Annotated in this window: 12 protein-coding genes and 1 tRNA gene; 6 read left to right on the forward strand and 7 right to left on the reverse strand. The window is 71.8% G+C overall.

Features of this window, described 5'->3' with window-relative positions; all coding sequences use genetic code 11:
* Window positions 1-14: 14 nt before the first annotated feature.
* Window positions 15-839 (reverse strand): hypothetical protein, encoded by an 825-nt coding sequence (locus tag QSJ40_RS05070; RefSeq protein WP_204782931.1) that lies wholly within the window; start codon window positions 837-839, stop codon window positions 15-17.
* Between the two features lie 136 nt (window positions 840-975).
* On the opposite strand from QSJ40_RS05070, the gene QSJ40_RS05075 reads away from it, so the two are divergent.
* Window positions 976-1,641, forward strand: a complete 666-nt coding sequence (locus tag QSJ40_RS05075) for a M48 metallopeptidase family protein (protein ID WP_285729346.1) — start codon at window positions 976-978, stop codon at window positions 1,639-1,641.
* Here QSJ40_RS05075 and QSJ40_RS05080 read toward each other — a convergent pair.
* Window positions 1,578-3,014: a zinc-dependent metalloprotease gene (locus tag QSJ40_RS05080; RefSeq protein WP_053447082.1), complete on the reverse strand. Its 1,437-nt coding sequence runs from the start codon at window positions 3,012-3,014 to the stop codon at window positions 1,578-1,580. The genes QSJ40_RS05075 and QSJ40_RS05080 overlap by 64 nt on opposite strands.
* A 199-nt stretch (window positions 3,015-3,213) precedes the next feature.
* Between QSJ40_RS05080 and QSJ40_RS05085 the strand changes: the two genes are divergently transcribed.
* The 3 genes from QSJ40_RS05085 to QSJ40_RS05095 all read left to right on the forward strand — a co-directional run bounded on the left by QSJ40_RS05085 (window position 3,214) and on the right by QSJ40_RS05095 (window position 7,849).
* The gene (locus tag QSJ40_RS05085; RefSeq protein ID WP_006215330.1) at window positions 3,214-4,344 is read left to right on the forward strand and encodes a YlbL family protein; all 1,131 of its coding nucleotides are present in this window, start codon (window positions 3,214-3,216) and stop codon (window positions 4,342-4,344) included.
* Window positions 4,345-4,540: 196 nt separating this feature from the next.
* Window positions 4,541-7,582 carry a UPF0182 family membrane protein gene (locus QSJ40_RS05090; RefSeq protein WP_006215329.1) on the forward strand — a complete coding sequence of 1,014 codons (3,042 nt, stop codon included), beginning with the start codon at window positions 4,541-4,543 and terminating at the stop codon, window positions 7,580-7,582.
* A gap of 190 nt (window positions 7,583-7,772) precedes the next feature.
* Window positions 7,773-7,849: transfer RNA gene (locus tag QSJ40_RS05095), tRNA-Met, on the forward strand.
* 262 nt (window positions 7,850-8,111) lie between these two features.
* Here the strand turns inward: QSJ40_RS05095 and QSJ40_RS05100 are convergent.
* Both QSJ40_RS05100 and QSJ40_RS05105 read right to left on the reverse strand, forming a co-directional pair.
* Window positions 8,112-8,882 carry a PspA/IM30 family protein gene (locus QSJ40_RS05100; RefSeq protein WP_053447084.1) on the reverse strand — a complete coding sequence of 257 codons (771 nt, stop codon included), beginning with the start codon at window positions 8,880-8,882 and terminating at the stop codon, window positions 8,112-8,114.
* Between the two features lie 112 nt (window positions 8,883-8,994).
* Window positions 8,995-11,133 carry a TPM domain-containing protein gene (locus QSJ40_RS05105; protein WP_285729349.1) on the reverse strand — a complete coding sequence of 713 codons (2,139 nt, stop codon included), beginning with the start codon at window positions 11,131-11,133 and terminating at the stop codon, window positions 8,995-8,997.
* Between the two features lie 319 nt (window positions 11,134-11,452).
* On the opposite strand from QSJ40_RS05105, the gene QSJ40_RS05110 reads away from it, so the two are divergent.
* The gene (locus QSJ40_RS05110) at window positions 11,453-13,054 is read left to right on the forward strand and encodes a S1C family serine protease (RefSeq protein ID WP_285729351.1); all 1,602 of its coding nucleotides are present in this window, start codon (window positions 11,453-11,455) and stop codon (window positions 13,052-13,054) included.
* Window positions 13,055-13,142: 88 nt separating this feature from the next.
* On the opposite strand, the gene QSJ40_RS05115 is transcribed toward QSJ40_RS05110, so the two are convergent.
* Genes QSJ40_RS05115 through folP form a run of 3 tightly spaced genes read right to left on the reverse strand, consistent with a single transcriptional unit; the run spans window position 13,143 to window position 15,360 of the window.
* Window positions 13,143-13,607 (reverse strand): tRNA (cytidine(34)-2'-O)-methyltransferase, encoded by a 465-nt coding sequence (locus QSJ40_RS05115; RefSeq protein ID WP_024290877.1) that lies wholly within the window; start codon window positions 13,605-13,607, stop codon window positions 13,143-13,145.
* A gap of 11 nt (window positions 13,608-13,618) precedes the next feature.
* A complete protein-coding gene (locus QSJ40_RS05120; RefSeq protein ID WP_285729354.1) occupies window positions 13,619-14,413 on the reverse strand; it encodes a dihydrofolate reductase family protein in 795 nt (264 codons plus the stop codon).
* Entirely contained in the window at window positions 14,410-15,360 is a 951-nt protein-coding gene (gene folP / locus QSJ40_RS05125) for a dihydropteroate synthase (RefSeq protein WP_285729356.1), read from the reverse strand. Before folP ends, QSJ40_RS05120 begins: the two co-directional genes overlap by 4 nt.
* 35 nt (window positions 15,361-15,395) lie before the next feature.
* On the opposite strand from folP, the gene QSJ40_RS05130 reads away from it, so the two are divergent.
* Window positions 15,396-16,616: a cysteine desulfurase family protein gene (locus tag QSJ40_RS05130; protein WP_285729358.1), complete on the forward strand. Its 1,221-nt coding sequence runs from the start codon at window positions 15,396-15,398 to the stop codon at window positions 16,614-16,616.
* Window positions 16,617-16,745 lie beyond the last annotated feature (129 nt).

The raw sequence follows: 16,745 nt of genomic DNA on the forward strand, positions 1-16,745 counted from the left end.
CCGCCGGGCGCAGTTCACACGCGGCACAGGTCGCAGGCGGATCCGGGCGGCTCGGACACGGCGGTGCGGGTGCTGAAGGGGTGCCCGGGACCGAGCAGCCACCGCCGCGGCGACTTCTGGTGCGGCTCCTCGGGCTCCAGGGCGGCGGCCAGCACCGCCTGGACGACCATTCCCGCTGCCCACGCCGTATGAGCGGGCGCCGCTGCGCGCATGGCCATCAGCGGCCCAGGCCGGTCCAGCTGCTGCGCGCCGTCCTGGTGGGCGTGCTCGGCGATCCGCTGCAGGCACTGCTGGCAGGGGCGACGGTGCCAGGCACCGGTCTGTTCAAGGACCGCGGCGCTGAGCCCCGCGAGCTCGGGCAGCTGCAGCACCTCCACCAGGGGCACCCCGTCCGGCAGCCTCAGATGGTCGCCGGGCACCTCGAGCCGGAGCCCCTCCTGCGCGGCAGCGCGCAGCCGGGAGGCCCGCAGCACCACACGGCCGGGTCGGGCGTCGGTGAGGACATCATCGGTCCAGGTCACCGGGGCCGCCAGCGCGTTGGCCGCCCGGATGCGCCGGCGCGTGCACAGGTCCCGGGGCAGTCCCACCTCGGTCGAGTCGAAGGAGCCTGCGCGGGCATCCGCCCACGTGACCCAGCCGTCGTCGGCCACGGTGAAGCCGCGCACCCCGCACCCGGCCAGCATCACGGCCGCGGCCGCCGTGAGGGGGCTCAGGCCCAGCAGCAGCACGCGCACGTCGCACACGGCCGCGCCCAGACGCAGGTGCGTGGTGCTGGAGCGGGGCATGAGCAGCGGGTCGAGCCGTGCCGGTGCGGCGGGAACGGGGGCTGTGGGCAGCATGGGAGTCCTCTCAGCAGGCGGCCGCGCGCTCGATGGCGCACCGAGCGGATCCGGGAAGCGCCCCGGGCCTGCAGTCTGCGCGGCCTCGAGCAGTCTCGAGCGCTGTCCACAGGCGAGGATGGGTAGCCTTCGGTCCATGCCTGCCGCCCGTCGCCCCCGCCAGCACTCCGCCGATCGTCCGGACAGCGCTGCCGCTGCAGGCGCCTCCGCCGAGACCGGCGAGGAGCCCGAGGTCGAGGTCCGGCGCTCGCAGCGCCGCCGCCGCACGGTCTCCGCGCACTGGTCGGGGGAGCGGATCATCCTGCAGGTCCCCGCGATGATGTCGTCCCGCGAGGTCGCGCGATGGGCCGAGCAGATGACCACACGCCTGGTCGACCAGCGCGAGCGCACCCGAGCCGCCTCGAACGCGCGCGGGCGCGACGAGTACCTGATGGGCCGTGCTCGGGAGCTCTCCGTGCGCCTTCTCGGGGGCCGGGCGCAGCCGACGGACGTGGTGTGGACGTCCCGGCAGACTGCGCGCTGGGCCTCGGCCACGCCGGCCACCGGTCGGATCCGCGTCTCGGATCGCCTGCGCAGCGCCCCCGAATGGGTGCTCGACACCGTGCTGCACCACGAGCTGTGCCACCTGCTGGAGGCCGGCCACGGTCCGCAGTTCCGTCGTCTGGAGGCGCTGCACCCGGACATGGACAGGGCCCAGGCCTTCCTCGAGGGAGCGGCCTGGGCCCTGGGGGAGCCGGATCAGCGTCCGCTGTCTCCCGAGTCCGGATCGGAGTCCGGGCCGGGGCCCGACTCGGGATCCTGATCCGCGGAGGAGCCGGAGTCCTGTGCGTCGTCCTCGGACATCGACTCGCTGTCCAGGAGGCTGCGCAGGGCGGCGTCGAGCTCGTCCTCGGAGGCCGTGAGCAGCCCGCGACGGGACTCGTAGCCCTCCGGATCGTCGAGATCCTCGTCGGTGGGCAGCAGCTCGGCGGACTCCCAGAGGCCGTCGCGGTCCTCGAGGCCGCGGCGCTGCTCGACGCGCTCCCAGAAGGCGGCGGCGTCGCGCATGCGGCGCGGGCGCAGCTCGAGCCCGATCAGGGACGCGAAGGCGTGCTCGGCCGGCCCGCCCGAGGCGCGACGACGGCGGATGGTCTCCGACAGCGCAGCCGACGAAGGCAGGTTGGCGGTCGCGCGCACCGTCACGACGTCGACCCAGCCCTCGATCAGCGCCAGCAGCGTCTCGAGGCGGCCCAGCACGGCCTTCTGCTCGGCGGACTGCTCGGGCACGAAGACCCCGGAGCCCAGGGCCTCCTGCACGGCGGAGGGATCCGAGGGATCGATGTCCGCGGCCAGGCCCTCGATGCGCTCCATGTCGATGTGGATCTCGCGGGAGAACCGGGTGATCAGATCGATGAGGTGGGGGCGCAGCCAGGGCGAGGCGTGGAAGAGGCGCGTGTGCACGACCTCGCGGACGGCGAGGTAGATCACGACCTCCTGAGCGGGGATGTCCAGGCCCTCGCCGAACTCCTCGACGTTGCGCGGGAGCATGGCCGGACGGTCCCCGCCCAGCGGCAGGCCGATGTCCGAGGACGAGACGACCTCGGCGGCCAGGCCGCCGATGGCCTGGCCCAGCTGCATGGCGAACATCATCCCGCCGGCACCGGCCAGCATGTTCGAGGCCCCGCCCATCATCTGGGAGACCTCCTCCGGCAGCTGCTGGGTGAGGGTGTCCGTCAGCGCCTTGGTGATCGACTCGGCCACGGGGCCGGTGATCTCCCGCCAGGTCTCGAACGTGCCCTCGACCCACTCGGAGCGCGACCACGCAGCCGGCTGCAGCGGAGCCTGCCCGAAGCTCGTGTGGTCCTCGACCCACAGCTGCGCGAGCTGGACGGCGTCGTCGACGACCTTGCGCTGGGCATCGGTCACGGACGGATCCCCGCCGGCCGAGACGACCCGGCGGGCATGGTCCTTGGCGGCCTGCCAGTTGACGGGGCCGTCCTGGCCAGCGCCCGAGAACATGGACTGAACCTGCGCGAACATGGCCTGCATGGCGGCGGGATCGGTCGGCATGCCCATCTTCTGCAGGTCCTCCTGGGACATCCCGGACTGCCCCAGGAACTGCTGGAACATCTGCTGGAAGGGGTCCTGGCCCTGACCCTCGCGGTCGTCGTCGCCGTTCGGTGACTGGGAGCTCATGGTCCTGGTCCTGTTCTGAAGATCGATGGCTGCGTGTGCGGCATCGGCGCCGCCCCGGTCGGGCTGCGTCCGGCGGTCTGCCGCGGGCCCTCGTGCGCTGGGCACGCGGGCGTCGTCGTCCCAGCGTAGCGACGCCGACTCGGCCGCGGCCCGCCGTTCGCTGGAAGCATGTCGGGGCGCGTCGGACTAGGATCGGTCGGTGCCGCTCGTCGAGTGCGAGCAGCCCCGTCCCGCCGGTGCCCGAGAAGATCCCGAGGTCCTGATCCCCGTGTCCCGCCCCCGACTCCGCCCCGGCCTGGAAGGCGGATCGCTGATCGCGGCTGGTGCGCTGCTGATCGTGTGCGCCTGGGCCCCCACCCCGTACGTGGTCGAGCGGCCGGGGCCCACATTCGACATCGCCGGCGAGGTCGGCGAGCAGCCGATCATGACGATCGACGGGGCCGAGACCTTTCCCACCGACTCGCAGCTCGACTTCTCGACCGTCTACGTGGTCGGCGGGCCGGGCTCGAGCCCTCGGGTGCTCGAGACCATGATCTCGTGGGCGGATCCGGGGATGGCGGTCGTGCCGCTGGAGGTCATGTACCCGCCGGCGACCACGCAGGAGGAGGTCACCGACTCCGGCACCGCAGCCATGGAGTCCTCGCAGGACATGGCGATCGCCGCCGGGCTCAACGACCTCGATTACGACTACGAGACCTCCCTGAGCGTTTCCGCGATCGAGCCCGGAGTGCCCGCGGAGTCGTCCCTGCGGGTCGGCGACCAGCTGCTCGAGCTCGACGGCGAGCCCATCGCCTCGTTCGAATCCCTGCGCGACGACCTCCTGGCCATGCCGGATGACACGGCCCAGCTCACGGTGCTGCGCGACGGCGCCCGGACCGACGTCTCCGTCGAGACGATCGACGAGGGTCACGGCCGTCAGCTCGGCGTCTACCTGGACCGCGAGTTCGACTTCCCCTTCGAGGTCGACTTCGGCCTGGAGGACGTGGGCGGTCCGAGCGCCGGGATGATGCTCTCGCTGAGCCTGATCGACCAGCTCACCGAGGGCTCGCTGGCAGGAGACCACCACGTGGTCGGCACCGGCACCATCGACGCCGAGGGCGACGTCGGCCCGATCGGCGGCATCCGGCAGAAGATGATCGGGGCCTCGCAGGCCGGGGCGGATCTCTTCCTGGCGCCGGTCGAGAACTGCGACGAGGTGCGCGGCCACACCCCGGACGGCCTGCCCGTCGTCGCCGTGGACACCCTCGACGAGGCCGAGGAGGCCCTGGCCGTCCTGGCCGATGACGGCGATCTGTCCGCCCTGCCCAGCTGCGGGGACGCGCAGGACTGAGCACGGGCAGCTCTTCCGATTCCCAGAGGATTCACCGACTTTGCCCATGTGCTCGTCAGGGCCGACAATGGAGGCGGTGCCCCGTCTGTCGTCGGAGCGCCTGACATCTTCGACCATCCCGCTCGAGCTGCGCTGACCAGCGCGTCATCCGGGACCGGCTCGAACGCTCCTACCCCCAGGGAAGGCCCAGGATCCCGTGACCGCTGGACCGGCAGAACCGCCCCGCCCGCCGAAGGGCCCCGCAGGCAGCACTCCCGCTGGAGACGGGCCCGCGGCTCGTCAGTCCCGGCGCAACGGAGCCCTGCTGCCGACCGTCATCATCGTGGTGGCGCTGATCGCCGCGTTCGTCGCGTTCACGCAGGTGTACACGGAGATCCTGTGGTTCGACCAGCTCGGGTACCTGAACGTGTTCGCCACGCAGAACATCGCCCGCGCGGGGCTGTTCGTGGTGGCCGCGGCGCTGGTGGCTGCTCTGCTGTGGCTCTCCATGCGCGTGGCCTACCGCAGCCGGCCGATCACCGCGGCCGACGCCACGGATGACAACCTGCGGCGCTACCAGCAGGCCTTCGAGCCCGTGCGCCGGATCGCCATGATCGCGGTGCCCGTGCTGTTCGGGCTGTTCACGGCCTCCACGATCGCCTCCCAGTGGGAGACCGTGCTGCTGTTCTTCCACCAGGTCCCCTTCGGGCAGGATGACCCCGAATTCGGCATGGACCTGGCCTTCTGGGTCTTCACCCTGCCGTTCCTGCAGCTGCTGATCGGCTTCCTGACCTCCACGCTGCTGCTGTGCGGCATCGCGGCGCTGCTGGTCCACTACCTCTACGGCGCCATCCGCCTCTCCGAGCGCGGACTGAGCTTCAGCCGCGCGGCCCGCGTGCAGCTGGCCGTCACGGCCGCCGCCTTCCTGGTGCTGCAGGGCGTGAACTTCTGGCTGGACCGCTACGCCACACTGCAGAACACCGGCGGCAGCTGGACCGGCGCCATGTACACGGACGTCAACGCCGTGATCCCGGTGCGCGGGATCCTGGCCGCTGCTGCGCTTGTCGTCGCCGCGCTGTTCGTCGCCTCGGCCGTCATGGGCCGCTGGCGCCTGCCCATGATCGGCACGGCCATGCTCGTGATCGTCGCCGTGGTCGCAGGCGGGATCTACCCGTCGCTCGTGCAGCGCTTCCAGGTCCTGCCCTCCGAGCAGCAGATGGAGGACGAGTACATCCAGCGCAACATCGACGGCACTCGCGCCGCCTTCGGCCTGGATCAGACCGAGACGCAGGCCTACGACGCGACCACGCAGACGCAGGAGGGCGCGCTGGCCGACTACGAGGAGACCACGTCCAACATCCGTCTGCTCGACCCGAACGTCGTCTCCCCGGCCTTCGGGCAGCTGCAGCAGTTCCGCCCGTACTACTCCTTCCCCTCCACCCTGAACGTGGACCGCTACGAGATCGACGGCCAGGTCCAGGACACCGTTCTGGCCGCCCGCGAGCTCAACCAGGGCGAGACCGACGGCTGGTACAACCAGCACGTCGTCTACACGCACGGCTACGGCCTGATCGCAGCCTTCGGCGACCGCGTGGAGGCCGACGGCTCCCCGTCGTTCATCCAGGGCGGCATCATGGCCGGCGGCGAGATCTCGGAGGACTACGAGCCGCGGATCTACTTCGGCGAGCAGTCTCCCGAGTACTCGATCGTCGGCGGTGCGGAGGAGGACCCGAACCTCGAGCTGGATCGCCCGTCGACCTCGGACGACGAGGAGGACGACGTCCGCACCACGTTCTCCGGCGAGGGCGGCCCCAACGTGGGCAACCCCCTGAACCGGCTGTCCTACGCCATCAAGTTCCAGTCCACGGACCTGATGTTCTCGGATGCCGTGCGGCCCGATTCGCAGGTCCTGTTCGATCGCACCCCGCGCGAGCGCGTCGAGAAGGTCGCCCCGTACCTCACGGTCGACGGCAACCCGTACCCGGCCATCGTGGACGGGCGCGTCAAGTGGATCGTGGACGCCTACACAACCTCGGACGCCTACCCGTACTCCACGCCCATGGAGCTCGACGACGCGACCGAGGACACCGCGACCGCCGAGGGCGCCTCCGCGGCGCTGCCCAGCGAGCAGGCGAACTACATGCGCAACTCGGTCAAGGCGACCGTCGATGCGTACGACGGCTCCGTGGACCTGTACGCCTGGGACGAGGAGGATCCCGTGCTGAAGGCCTGGCAGGGCATCTTCCCGACCTCGTACAAGCCGTACTCGGAGATGTCGGCCGAGCTGATGGAGCACGTGCGCTACCCGGAGGACATCTTCAAGGTCCAGCGCGAGCTGCTCAACCGGTACCACGTCACCGATGCGGGCTCGTTCTACGCCGGCGACGACGTCTGGTCGATCCCGAACGACCCCACGACCGACGCCTCCACGGCCATCCCGCCGTACTACCTCTCCATGCAGATGCCGGAGGAGTCGGAGGCCAGCTTCCAGCTGACCACCCCGTTCATCCCGCAGCAGAACGAGGGGGAGAACTCCCGCAACGTGCTCTACGGCTACCTGGCCGCCAACGGCGATGCCGGCACCGGCGAGGACGGCGTGAAGTCGGACGAGTACGGAGACCTGAAGCTGCTCGAGCTGCCCCGCAGCTCCGTGGTCCCGGGACCGGGCCAGGCGCAGAACAACTTCAACTCGAACACCGAGGTCTCCTCCGCCCTGAACCTGCTGCGCCAGGGCGGCTCCGAGGTGATCAACGGCAACATGCTGGCCCTGCCGGTCAACGACGGCATGATGTACATCCAGCCCGTCTACGTCCGCTCCTCGGGCGAGTCCGGCTATCCCACTCTGCGGCGCGTGCTGGTCAGCTTCGGCGAGGAGGTCGGATTCGCTCCCACGCTCGACGAGGCACTGGACCAGGTCTTCGGCGGCGACTCAGGCGCTCAGACGACCGACGGCGCGGGCGTCACCGAGGCCGAGGCCGCCGAGGCGGCGGAGGGCCAGGACGGCGAGCAGCAGGCCGAGGAGGAGCAGCCCGCCGATGGCGAGACCACCGCTCCGAGCGGCGGCACCGACCTGGACTCGGCGCTGTCGGATGCGGCCGATGCCATGGAGGACTCGCAGACGGCCATGGAGGAGGGCGACTGGGCCGCCTACGGCGAGGCTCAGGACCGTCTCGACGACGCCCTGGGGCGGGCCATGACGGCCGAGGGCATCGACCCCAGCGCCTCGCCGGGTCCCACGGATCCGAACGCAGATCAGTGATCGGGCAGCCGGTCGGCTGCTGAGGCGCAGGAGGGCCCCGTCGGGAAGGCGTGCACCGCACGACCCCGACGGGGCCCTCCTGCGTCTGCGGGTGAGGCAGTCGGCGACGGGCTGGTGGACGGGCCGTGAACGCCGGGCGACCCTCGGTTTGCGAAGGCTCGGGGAAGTGCGTATAGTCTTTCTCTGTCGCCGCGGGGTGGAGCAGTTCGGTAGCTCGCTGGGCTCATAACCCAGAGGTCGCAAGTTCAAATCTTGCCCCCGCAACCACGTAGTGAAGAAGACCCCCGGAACCGTCGGTTCCGGGGGTCTTCTGCTGTGCCCGGACCCTGTGCCCACCTTGAACCCCGCATGGACCCACCTTGAGACTCGCATCGGCAGGAGAGAGCGGGGCCTGCCCGTCAGGGGGCCCGGCTCGGCGAAAGGGCCCCTCGTCAGTGGCCCTCGCGCGCCGATCGGCCGCGGACAGACCGACGGCCGGTCCGCGGCCCCGTGTCTCGGGGGAGCGGGCCGGCCGTCGGGTCCAGCGGGCTCAGTGCTCGATCTCGCCGATCTGCTGGGGCGCGGGCAGGCTGGAGAGGTGATCGGTGGTGCGCCCGGCCTTGAGGGCGGCGAACCGGGCCTCGACCTCGGACTCCTGGCTGAGATCCTCCAGTGACTCGAACTGGGCGTCCAGGCTGGAGGCGGCGAGCTCCTGCTGGCCCATCACGCGGGCCTCCTCACGGCGGATCTTGTCCTCGAAACGCGAGACCTCGGATGTGGGATCCATGACGTCGAAGGCCTTGAGCGCATCCTGGACCTGCGACTGCGCCTGCACGGTCTTCTGCCGGGCATTGAGCTCATCGCGCTTGTTCGACAGCTCCTGGAGCTTGCCGTGCATCTTGTTCAGACCGTCCTTGAGGCGGTTGACGACCTCGGTCTGCGCCTGGATCTGCGGCTCGGCCGCGCGCGCCTCGGACTCGTGCTGCATCTGGCGCTGGATGGCGACCTTGGTCAGGTTGTCGAACTTCTCGGCCTCGCCGCTCTGGCCGCTGCTGCGGAACTGATCCGCCCGGCTCGAGGCCGCCAGGGCCTTGGAGCCCCACTCCTGGGCCTCGCGCACGTCCTCGTCGTGATCCTGCTCCAGCATCCGCAGCTGTCCGATGGTCTGGGCGACGGCGGCCTCCGCCTCGCGGATGTTCTCCGTGTAGTCGCGCACCATCTGATCGAGCATCTTCTGCGGATCCTCGGCCTGGTCGATCAGCGCATTGATGTTGGCGCGGGTGAGCTGGGCGATGCGCCCGAAGATGGACTGCTTGGACATGTCGGTTCCTCCTGTGGATGGGGAGCTGATGGTGCTGGGAATCTGATGGTCGGTGCGGCCTGCTGGTCAACAGTGCTGAGAGGGAGTCTGTCTGAGAGTTCGGGCGGAGCCCTCAGAACCTCCCGCCAGAGCTGCGACGTCCGCCGCCTCCGCCGGAGCGGCGCCCGCCGCCTCCGAAGGAGCCCCCGCTCGAACGGCGTCGTCCCCCTCCGCCTCCGAAGGACCCGCCGCCGAACCCTCCTCCGCCGAAGCCTCCGCTGAACCCGCCGTTGAAGCCTCCGCCGCTGAATCCGCCGGAGCCGCGGCGCGAGCCGTCCATGACCTCGTCGAGGATCGAGCCCAGGAGGATGCCGCCGAGCGCGGCCCCTCCGTAGCTGCCGGATCCGGGGGAGCGGCGGTGGGAGAAGTCGAGAGAGTCGGTGTGGGCGCCGTCCAGGGCCTGCTGGGCGTGGTGCTCGGCCTGCTGCGCCGCATCGAGAGCGGCCTGCGCATCGGACTGGGCGAGCTCCTGCGCGCGCTCCAGATAGCTCTGGGCGTTGGCGAGCCGAGTGCGGGCCTCGTGGCCGATGCCGCCGCGGTTGCCCCAGATGTAGCGCTCGGCGGCCTGCACTCTGGTTCGGGCCGAGTCGATGGCCTGGTCGAGCCGCCCGCGAAGCGCTCGGTCCTGCTCGGCGGCGGTGCGCAGCCCTCCCAGCGTGCGATCGAGCTGATCCCGGGAGAGATCCAGGCGGTGCTGCAGCTCGACGGGGTCGATGCGCTGGTCCTTCAGCTGCTGGTCGATGGTCCCGAGTACGGAGCGCACCCCGGCCGCGGCGGCCGCCAGATCCGGCCGGGAGCCATCGCCCGCATAGGACTCGGCCTCGGCGATGTCGCGCTGGGCAAGGGCCATGGCATCGCGCAGACCGGTCTCCGCCGCGCTCAGCCCGTCCGCGGCCTCCCGGATCGAGCGCAGCAGCCCGGCGGCTTGGCCGGCGCCCTCCTCGCCGGCGCGCAGCCGCACGACGGCGCTCGAGCGGTCGTCGCCGCGGGCGGCCTCCTCGGCCGCCGCCGCCATGTCGTCCGCGAAGCGCAGGCGCTCGCGGGCCTGGCCGAGGTCCTCGCGCAGCGGCTGCAGCGCCGAGTCCGCGTAGCGGGTGCTGAGCTGGTCGATGTGGGCGGCGGCGGCGTCGAGCTCCGGACGGACGCGCTGCGATTCCTCCTTCAGCTGGGCGAGGGCCTCGGGAAGACGGGTCTCCAGCTGCCGCAGCCCGGCGAAGGCCTCCTCCTGCTCCTCGAGAGGCCGCTGCGCATCCCGCGTGCGGCCGATGATCTCCGTGAGCCAGGAGCGCTGGTCGTCCTCGGTGTCCGGGATGTGGTCGTCGAGCTGCTGCTGCAGCGCGAAGCAGGCCCGCATGTGCTCCTTGGCCTGCCGGATCGCCTCCTCGAAGGGGGCGACCTGCGCCTGGCTGTACTGCAGACGGGCGAACTCGAGCTCCTGCTCCGAGTGCTGGATCGCGTTGTCGGCGGCGACGATCTGCTCCCCGGCGCGCACGCGCAGCTCCTTGATCGGGACATCGGCGAACTCGCCGTAGCGCGATTGGCGGGCCTCGCCCTGCTGCTGACGCTGGCCGGCGCGCTGCCTGTTCACTCGCCGGGCCACGCGAAGGACGAACGGGACGAAGATCGCGGCCAGGCCGATCAGCAGGACCAGCAGCACGGGGCTGAAGGACAGGCCCCCGTCGCCGCTGTCGGAGGAGCCGCTGGTGCCCCCTGCGGCCTGCTCGAGGCCCTCGACGGCACCGGCCACCGCCCCGTCCCAGTCGTCGTCGGACAGCTCGGGGACGATCTCGTCCTGATAGATGCTGTCCTGCTCGTCGAGGCTGATGCCGCCGCCGTCGCCGGCCAGGAAGCGCGCCTCCCGATCTTCGGAGGCCACCGCCAGCAGGGCATCCGAGCTGCCCATCCCGCTGGCGAGCCAGGTCTGCTCGACCCATTCGTCGGCGGAGGCGGCATCTGTGAACTCGTCGACGATCACGACGCTGAGCGTGATGCCCTCATCCTGGGTGAGCTCGTCGATCTGCTCCTCGAGCCCGGCTGGATCCTGGAGGACGCCCGAGTCGTCGACGATGCGCTCGTCGCTGGGCAGGTCGACCGGCGGCTCCGCCCAGGCCGGGGAGGCCGCGCTGAGCACAGCGACGGCCCCGAGGGCGCAGACGATGCTGCGCTGTGCGGCACCGGTTCGGCGGCTGGCCCTGCTGCTGTGCTGAGGCATGGTCTCCGTGGGGTCGGTCGCGTGCGGCGCGCACCGGAGCATCCGATGGACGAGGGCATCCGCGACGTGGTGTCGGTCACTCACCGGCGAGTATAGGTGCCCGGTGCGACGCCCCGAGGGCAGGGCAGTCGACGCACAGAGCTCGGACAGGCGGCTCCCAGGGGTCTCGTCCCGACACTCAGCGGTGTTCCAGGCATACGCTGGATACTGTGGGCCGCGATGCGCGTGCGCGGGCCCGGCCTGCGCGGCCCGATCCGGGGCAGTTCCCGGACAGTCCGGGCGCATCCATCGACGAGAACTTCGCATGAGGAGCACTGGCTTGAGCAACGGCGCCGACACCCCCCGTCCGGACGACCGCCGAGACGGCGACACCGGATGGCAGCCGGGGCATCAGCCCCACGAGCCGGTCCCCGGCTCCGACGGCGACGCCCCGCGCACGGCCCCGCAGCCGATCGTCGGGCAGGATCCCCGCGCCGGGCAGCAGCACCCTGAGCAGCAGGGGAGCGATCAGCGGCAGACGGCAGGGCCGTACTCGTCCGGCTCGCAGGATTCCGGCTCGTCGACGCGACCCCAGGCGGAGGCGTCCTCGGCAGGCCCGTACGGACAGCCGGAGCCGCACAGCCCGTACTCGCAGCAGCCGCAGGCAGCGGGCTCTCAGGCCGGTTCCGGATTCGGCCCGGGGCACCAGGCCGGCGGCACCGATGCGCGGACCCGCCGCCGCGGCGGTGCCGGTCTGATCGCCGGCGGTCTGATCCTCTCCGCCCTGGTAGGGGCGGGGACCTACGCGGCCGTGGACACGGTCGCCGGCTCGGACGCCGCCTCCACAGCGGCGGCCTCGCGCGAGCTGATCGTCAACGACACCGACTCCGTCACGGAGATCACCGGCGCCGCGGCCAAGGCCTCGCCCTCGGTCGTGACGATCTCCTCGTCGGACGGCCAGAGCGCAGGCTCCGGTTCGGGGATCATCCTGGACGAGGAGGGCCACATCCTCACCAACACCCACGTGGTGACCATGGACGGGCAGTCCAGCGACCCGTCGATCGAGGTCCAGCTCTCGGACGGCACGGTGACCACCGCCGAGGTCGTCGGGACGGATCCGCTGTCCGATCTGGCCGTCATCAAGATCGACGAGGACGGGCTCGTGCCCGCCGAGCTCGGCAGCTCGTCCGATCTGAACGTGGGGGATACCGCGATCGCGATCGGCGCTCCGCTGGGGCTGTCCGGCACGGTCACCGACGGCATCATCTCCACCACCGATCGCACGATCGCCGTGGCCTCCTCCGCCGTGCCCGAGACCCCAGACGAGGGCGAGAGCTCGGAGGAGGACCAGGGCGGGGGCGGCTGGCAGGACTTCTTCTTCGACTACGGCCAGGGCGACTCCTCGCAGGGCCAGACGGAATCGGTGTTCCTCAACGTGATCCAGACCGACGCCTCCATCAACCCGGGCAACTCCGGCGGCGCGCTGGTCGACGTGGACGGGAAGGTCCTCGGCATCAACGTGGCGATCGCCTCGGCCTCGGGCGAGGAATCCGCCGGTGCAGGCAGCATCGGCGTCGGCTTCGCCATCCCGATCGATCAGGCCGAGCGCATCGCCCAGGAGATCATCGACACCGGCGAGGCCACCCACGGCTACCTGGGCGCCGGGGTCTCGGCGGCCGCGGCCGACGACGGCGAGAGCCGGGCCTTCTCGGAGGGCGCGCTCGTGCGCTCCGTCGAGGACGGCTCGCCGGCCGATGACGCCGGCCTGCAGGAGGGCGACATCATCCGCAGCTTCAACGGCCACACCACCCTCGATGCCGATGAGCTCACCGCCGCTGTGCGGGAGGTCCCGGCAGGCGGGAAGGGCGAGCTGGTCTACGAGCGCGACGGCCAGGAGAAGACCGTCGAGGTCACGGTCGGCAACGCGGCGGACGCCGACTGATCTGCGGCACCGGCCCCGGGCAGGTCAGCGCTCGTCCGGGTCGGTGCGCCGGAGCCGCCGCTCGGGTGCTGAGCGGCGGCTCGCCGTCTCACACGGCGCCGTCGAAGCCGTTCTGGCGCCAGGCCTCGTAGACGGCGATCGAGACGCTGTTGGCCAGGTTGAGCGAGCGGCGAGCCGGCAGCATGGGGATGCGGATCTCCTGCGTCACGTGTGGGTCCGCCTTGTGCTGCTCGGACAGCCCCACCGATTCGCGTCCGAACATCATGACGTCGTCGTCGCGCCACTGCACGGCGGTGTGGGAGGACGTGCCGGTGGTGGTGAAGGCGAAGACGCGCTGCGGTCGCAGCGCCTCCCACGCGGCTTCGAGATCGGCGTGGACGTGCATGCCCGCGAGGTCGTGGTAGTCCAGTCCGGCGCGGCGCAGCTTGGCGTCGTCGAAGTCGAAGCCCAGCGGCTCGACCAGGTGCAGCTCGGCACCCGTCACCGCCGAGAGGCGGATGACGTTGCCCGTGTTGCCGGGGATCTCGGGTTCCACCAGAAGCATGCGCACCATGGGCCCAGAGTCTACGGGCGCTGCGCGGCCTTCCGGACCCGGTAGCGCGTGAGCAGCATCGAGCCGTCGCGCAGCACCTGGGCCAGCTCGAGGCGCTGCGGGTCGATCGCCTCGCCCAGCAGGCCAGCCCGGGTCCGGCCGGCGAGCACGGGGGACAGGCTCAGGTGCAGCTCGGCGATCCGCCCCGCAGCCATCCACGCCGCCAGCACCGTCGGACCGCCCTCGCTGTGGATCCGCTGCCAGCCGCGCCGGGCGAAGAGCTCATGGGCGGCCTGCGGGTCCACGCCGCCGGTGCCGTCGTCGATCACCTCGACGTCGGCCACCTGCTCGAGGGCCTTCCTGCGCTGCACGGAGGACGCGGCACCGGTCAGGATCAGCGGCCGCACGGGAGCCTCGGCCAGGAAGTCCGAGGCCGGGTCGAGGTCCAGGCTGCGGGAGACCACCACGAGCACGGGGTGCTCGCTCATGCCGCGGGCTCGGCGCCAGGCGGCGGAATCGTCGTGGACCTGCAGGCCCCCGTAGCCCTCCTCGCGCAGAGTCCCTGCGCCGATCACCACGGCGTCGACGACGCCGCGCTGCACATCCATGAGCTTCTGATCGGCGGGCGAGGACAGTCCGCCGGAGACCGCGCCGAGCACCGCCGAGCCGTCGAGCGAGCTGATCATCATGGCCCCGGAGCCCTCGGAGGCATCGGGCCAGGTGCGCGCATAGTCCTCGCGCAGCTCGTCGAGGCTCAGGAAGCCGGGCTCGGGCCAGATCCGCTCGAGTCCGCGGATATCCTCCGGCGCATCGGGATGCCTCATCATGGTCCTTCCATGTTGTGCCGGGCCTCGACGGGTTCGCGCAGGCCCATGATCGTGGCCGCCATGTCCAGCGCCCGGCGTGCCTGGGCGGGCTCGTGCATGCGGAAGATCCGGGCGCCGTTCAGGGCGCAGACCACCGCTGCCGCCAGCGAGCCCTCGAGGCGCTGCTCGCGCGGCAGGCCCAGGGATTCGCCCACGAAGTCCTTGTTCGACACCGCCGCCAGCGTGGGATGGCCCAGGCTCGTGATCTCGCCCAGGCGCCGGGTCAGCTCGAGCGAGTGGACGGTGGTCTTGTGCAGGTCGTGGCCGGGATCGATGATCAGCCGGTCCGCCGCGATGCCGTGCTGCAGCGCGTGGTCGATCCGCCGGGCCAGGAACTCGCGCACCTCGGCGACCACGTCGTCGTAGCGCGGATTCGGCACCGCTGTCCGGGGGCCGCCGGGACCGGTCAGGGAGTGGGTGACGATCACGTGGGCGTCGTGGTCGCGGACCGCCTCGGCCATCTCGGGATCGGAGAGCCCGGTGGTGTCGTTGACCACGTGCGCGCCGGCGGCCAGGCAGGCCTCGGCCACCGACGCGTGGAAGGTGTCGACCGAGAGGATCAGACCGGGGCGCAGCTGCGCCAGCTGCTCGATCACCGGGACCACGCGATCGGCCTCGACCCTCGGATCCAGGGCCTCGCCCGGGGCGAAGGGCACGCCGCCGACGTCGACCCAGTCCGCGCCGTCCTGCGCGTGGCGCTCCCCGGCGGCCACGGCGGCCTCGAGCCCGAAGGTCCGGCCCCGGTCGTAGAACGAGTCGGGGGTGCGGTTGACGATGCCCATGACCAGCAGGTCGCGGCGGAAGTCGATCCGCCGCCCGGCCAGGCTGCGCACCGGATGCCGCAGGGCGGGCACCCCGTCGGCGGGGTTCGGGGGCACGGAGCTCGGTGCGGCGGTCACATCGGTCACGGTAGCCCGTCGGGGCGGCTCCCTACACTGGCCGCGTGTCCGATCCGCAGCCCCCCGCCCAGCCCGCCGGGCCCGTCTACCTCGATCACGCCGCCACGCACCCGGTCCTGCCGGCGGCAGCCCGTGCCGTGCACGAACAGCTGCTGCGCGGCGGCAACCCGTCCTCGCTGCACGCCTCCGGGCGCGCCGCCCGCCGCGTGCTGGAGGAGTCCCGGGACGCGATCGCGGCAGCCCTGGAGACCGATCCGGTCGAGGTCATCCTGACCTCGGGCGGCACCGAGGCCGACAACCTGGCCGTGAAGGGGCTGTGGGAGGCCCGGACCGCGCAGGACCCGAGCCGACGCCGGGTGATCGTCTCGAGCATCGAGCATCCTGCGGTCCAGGAGCCAGCCGAGCACCTGTCCCAGCACTGCGGCGCGCAGCTCGAGGTGCTGGAGGTCGATGAGCTCGGCCGCACGGATCCCGCCCAGCTGAAGGCGATGCTCGCCCGCGGTCCGGGATCGGTGGCCCTGGTGGCCGTGATGTGGGCGAACAACGAGGTCGGCACCGTCCAGCCGATCGCCGAGCTGGCGGAGGTCTGCGCCGAGTTCCAGGTCCCGCTGCACGTGGATGCCGTCCAGGCGCTGGGGGCCCTGCCGATCAGCTCGCGGCTGCCCGGGCTGACCACGATCGCGGTCTCCGGGCACAAGATCGGCGCCCCGGTCGGAAGCGGCGCGCTCGTGGTGGGGCGCGCAGCGCAGATCCGCCCGCTGCTGCACGGCGGCGGACAGCAGCGCGGGCTGCGCCCCGGGACCCTGGATGCTGCCGGTGCGGCCGGGTTCGCGGCGGCGGTGCGGGAGGCCACGGCTGATCTGCCGGAGCAGGCGCGGCGTCTGGCGCAGCTGCGCGACCGCCTCATCGACGGCATCCGGGCGGCCGTGCCCCAGGCCGTGCTGCGGGGACCGCTGGATCGGCCTCACTCCGGGCTGCGCCTTCCCGGCAATGTCCATTTCACCTTCCCCGGCTGCGAGGGCGACTCCCTGCTGTTCCTGCTGGATGCGGCCGGATTCGCCACCTCGACCGGGTCTGCCTGCACCGCCGGGGTGCCGCGTCCGTCGCGGGTGCTGCTGGCCATGGGACTGGATGAGCGCACGGCCCGAGGCGCCCAGCGCTTCACCCTGGGGCGGGGCAGCACCGAGGCCGACGTCGACGCCCTGGTCGCGGCCCTGCCGCAGATCCACGCGCGCGCCCTGGCCGCAGGGCTCTCCGGCGCCTGAGCCGGCGCCCGACCGTCGTCGGGCGGCCCGGTGCGGCTCCGGGCGGACACGGCTGCCGTCGCACCGCTACCCTGGAGGGGCGATCCGGCGGTCCCGCCGGTCATCGAGCACCCCGAAGCACTGTGAGGA

Origin of the sequence: Kocuria sp. NBRC 114282 (assembly GCF_030268385.1) — a bacterium.
Classification (GTDB): Bacteria; Actinomycetota; Actinomycetes; order Actinomycetales; family Micrococcaceae; genus Kocuria; species Kocuria palustris.

Coding starts and splice junctions, on each gene's coding strand:
- QSJ40_RS05070 (WP_204782931.1), bottom strand. CDS start 839: ATGCTGCCCACAGCCCCCGTTCCCGCCGCACCGGCACGGCTCGACCCG.
- QSJ40_RS05075 (WP_285729346.1), top strand. CDS start 976: ATGCCTGCCGCCCGTCGCCCCCGCCAGCACTCCGCCGATCGTCCGGAC.
- QSJ40_RS05080 (WP_053447082.1), bottom strand. CDS start 3,014: ATGAGCTCCCAGTCACCGAACGGCGACGACGACCGCGAGGGTCAGGGC.
- QSJ40_RS05100 (WP_053447084.1), bottom strand. CDS start 8,882: ATGTCCAAGCAGTCCATCTTCGGGCGCATCGCCCAGCTCACCCGCGCC.
- QSJ40_RS05105 (WP_285729349.1), bottom strand. CDS start 11,133: ATGCCTCAGCACAGCAGCAGGGCCAGCCGCCGAACCGGTGCCGCACAG.
- QSJ40_RS05115 (WP_024290877.1), bottom strand. CDS start 13,607: ATGGTGCGCATGCTTCTGGTGGAACCCGAGATCCCCGGCAACACGGGC.
- QSJ40_RS05120 (WP_285729354.1), bottom strand. CDS start 14,413: ATGATGAGGCATCCCGATGCGCCGGAGGATATCCGCGGACTCGAGCGG.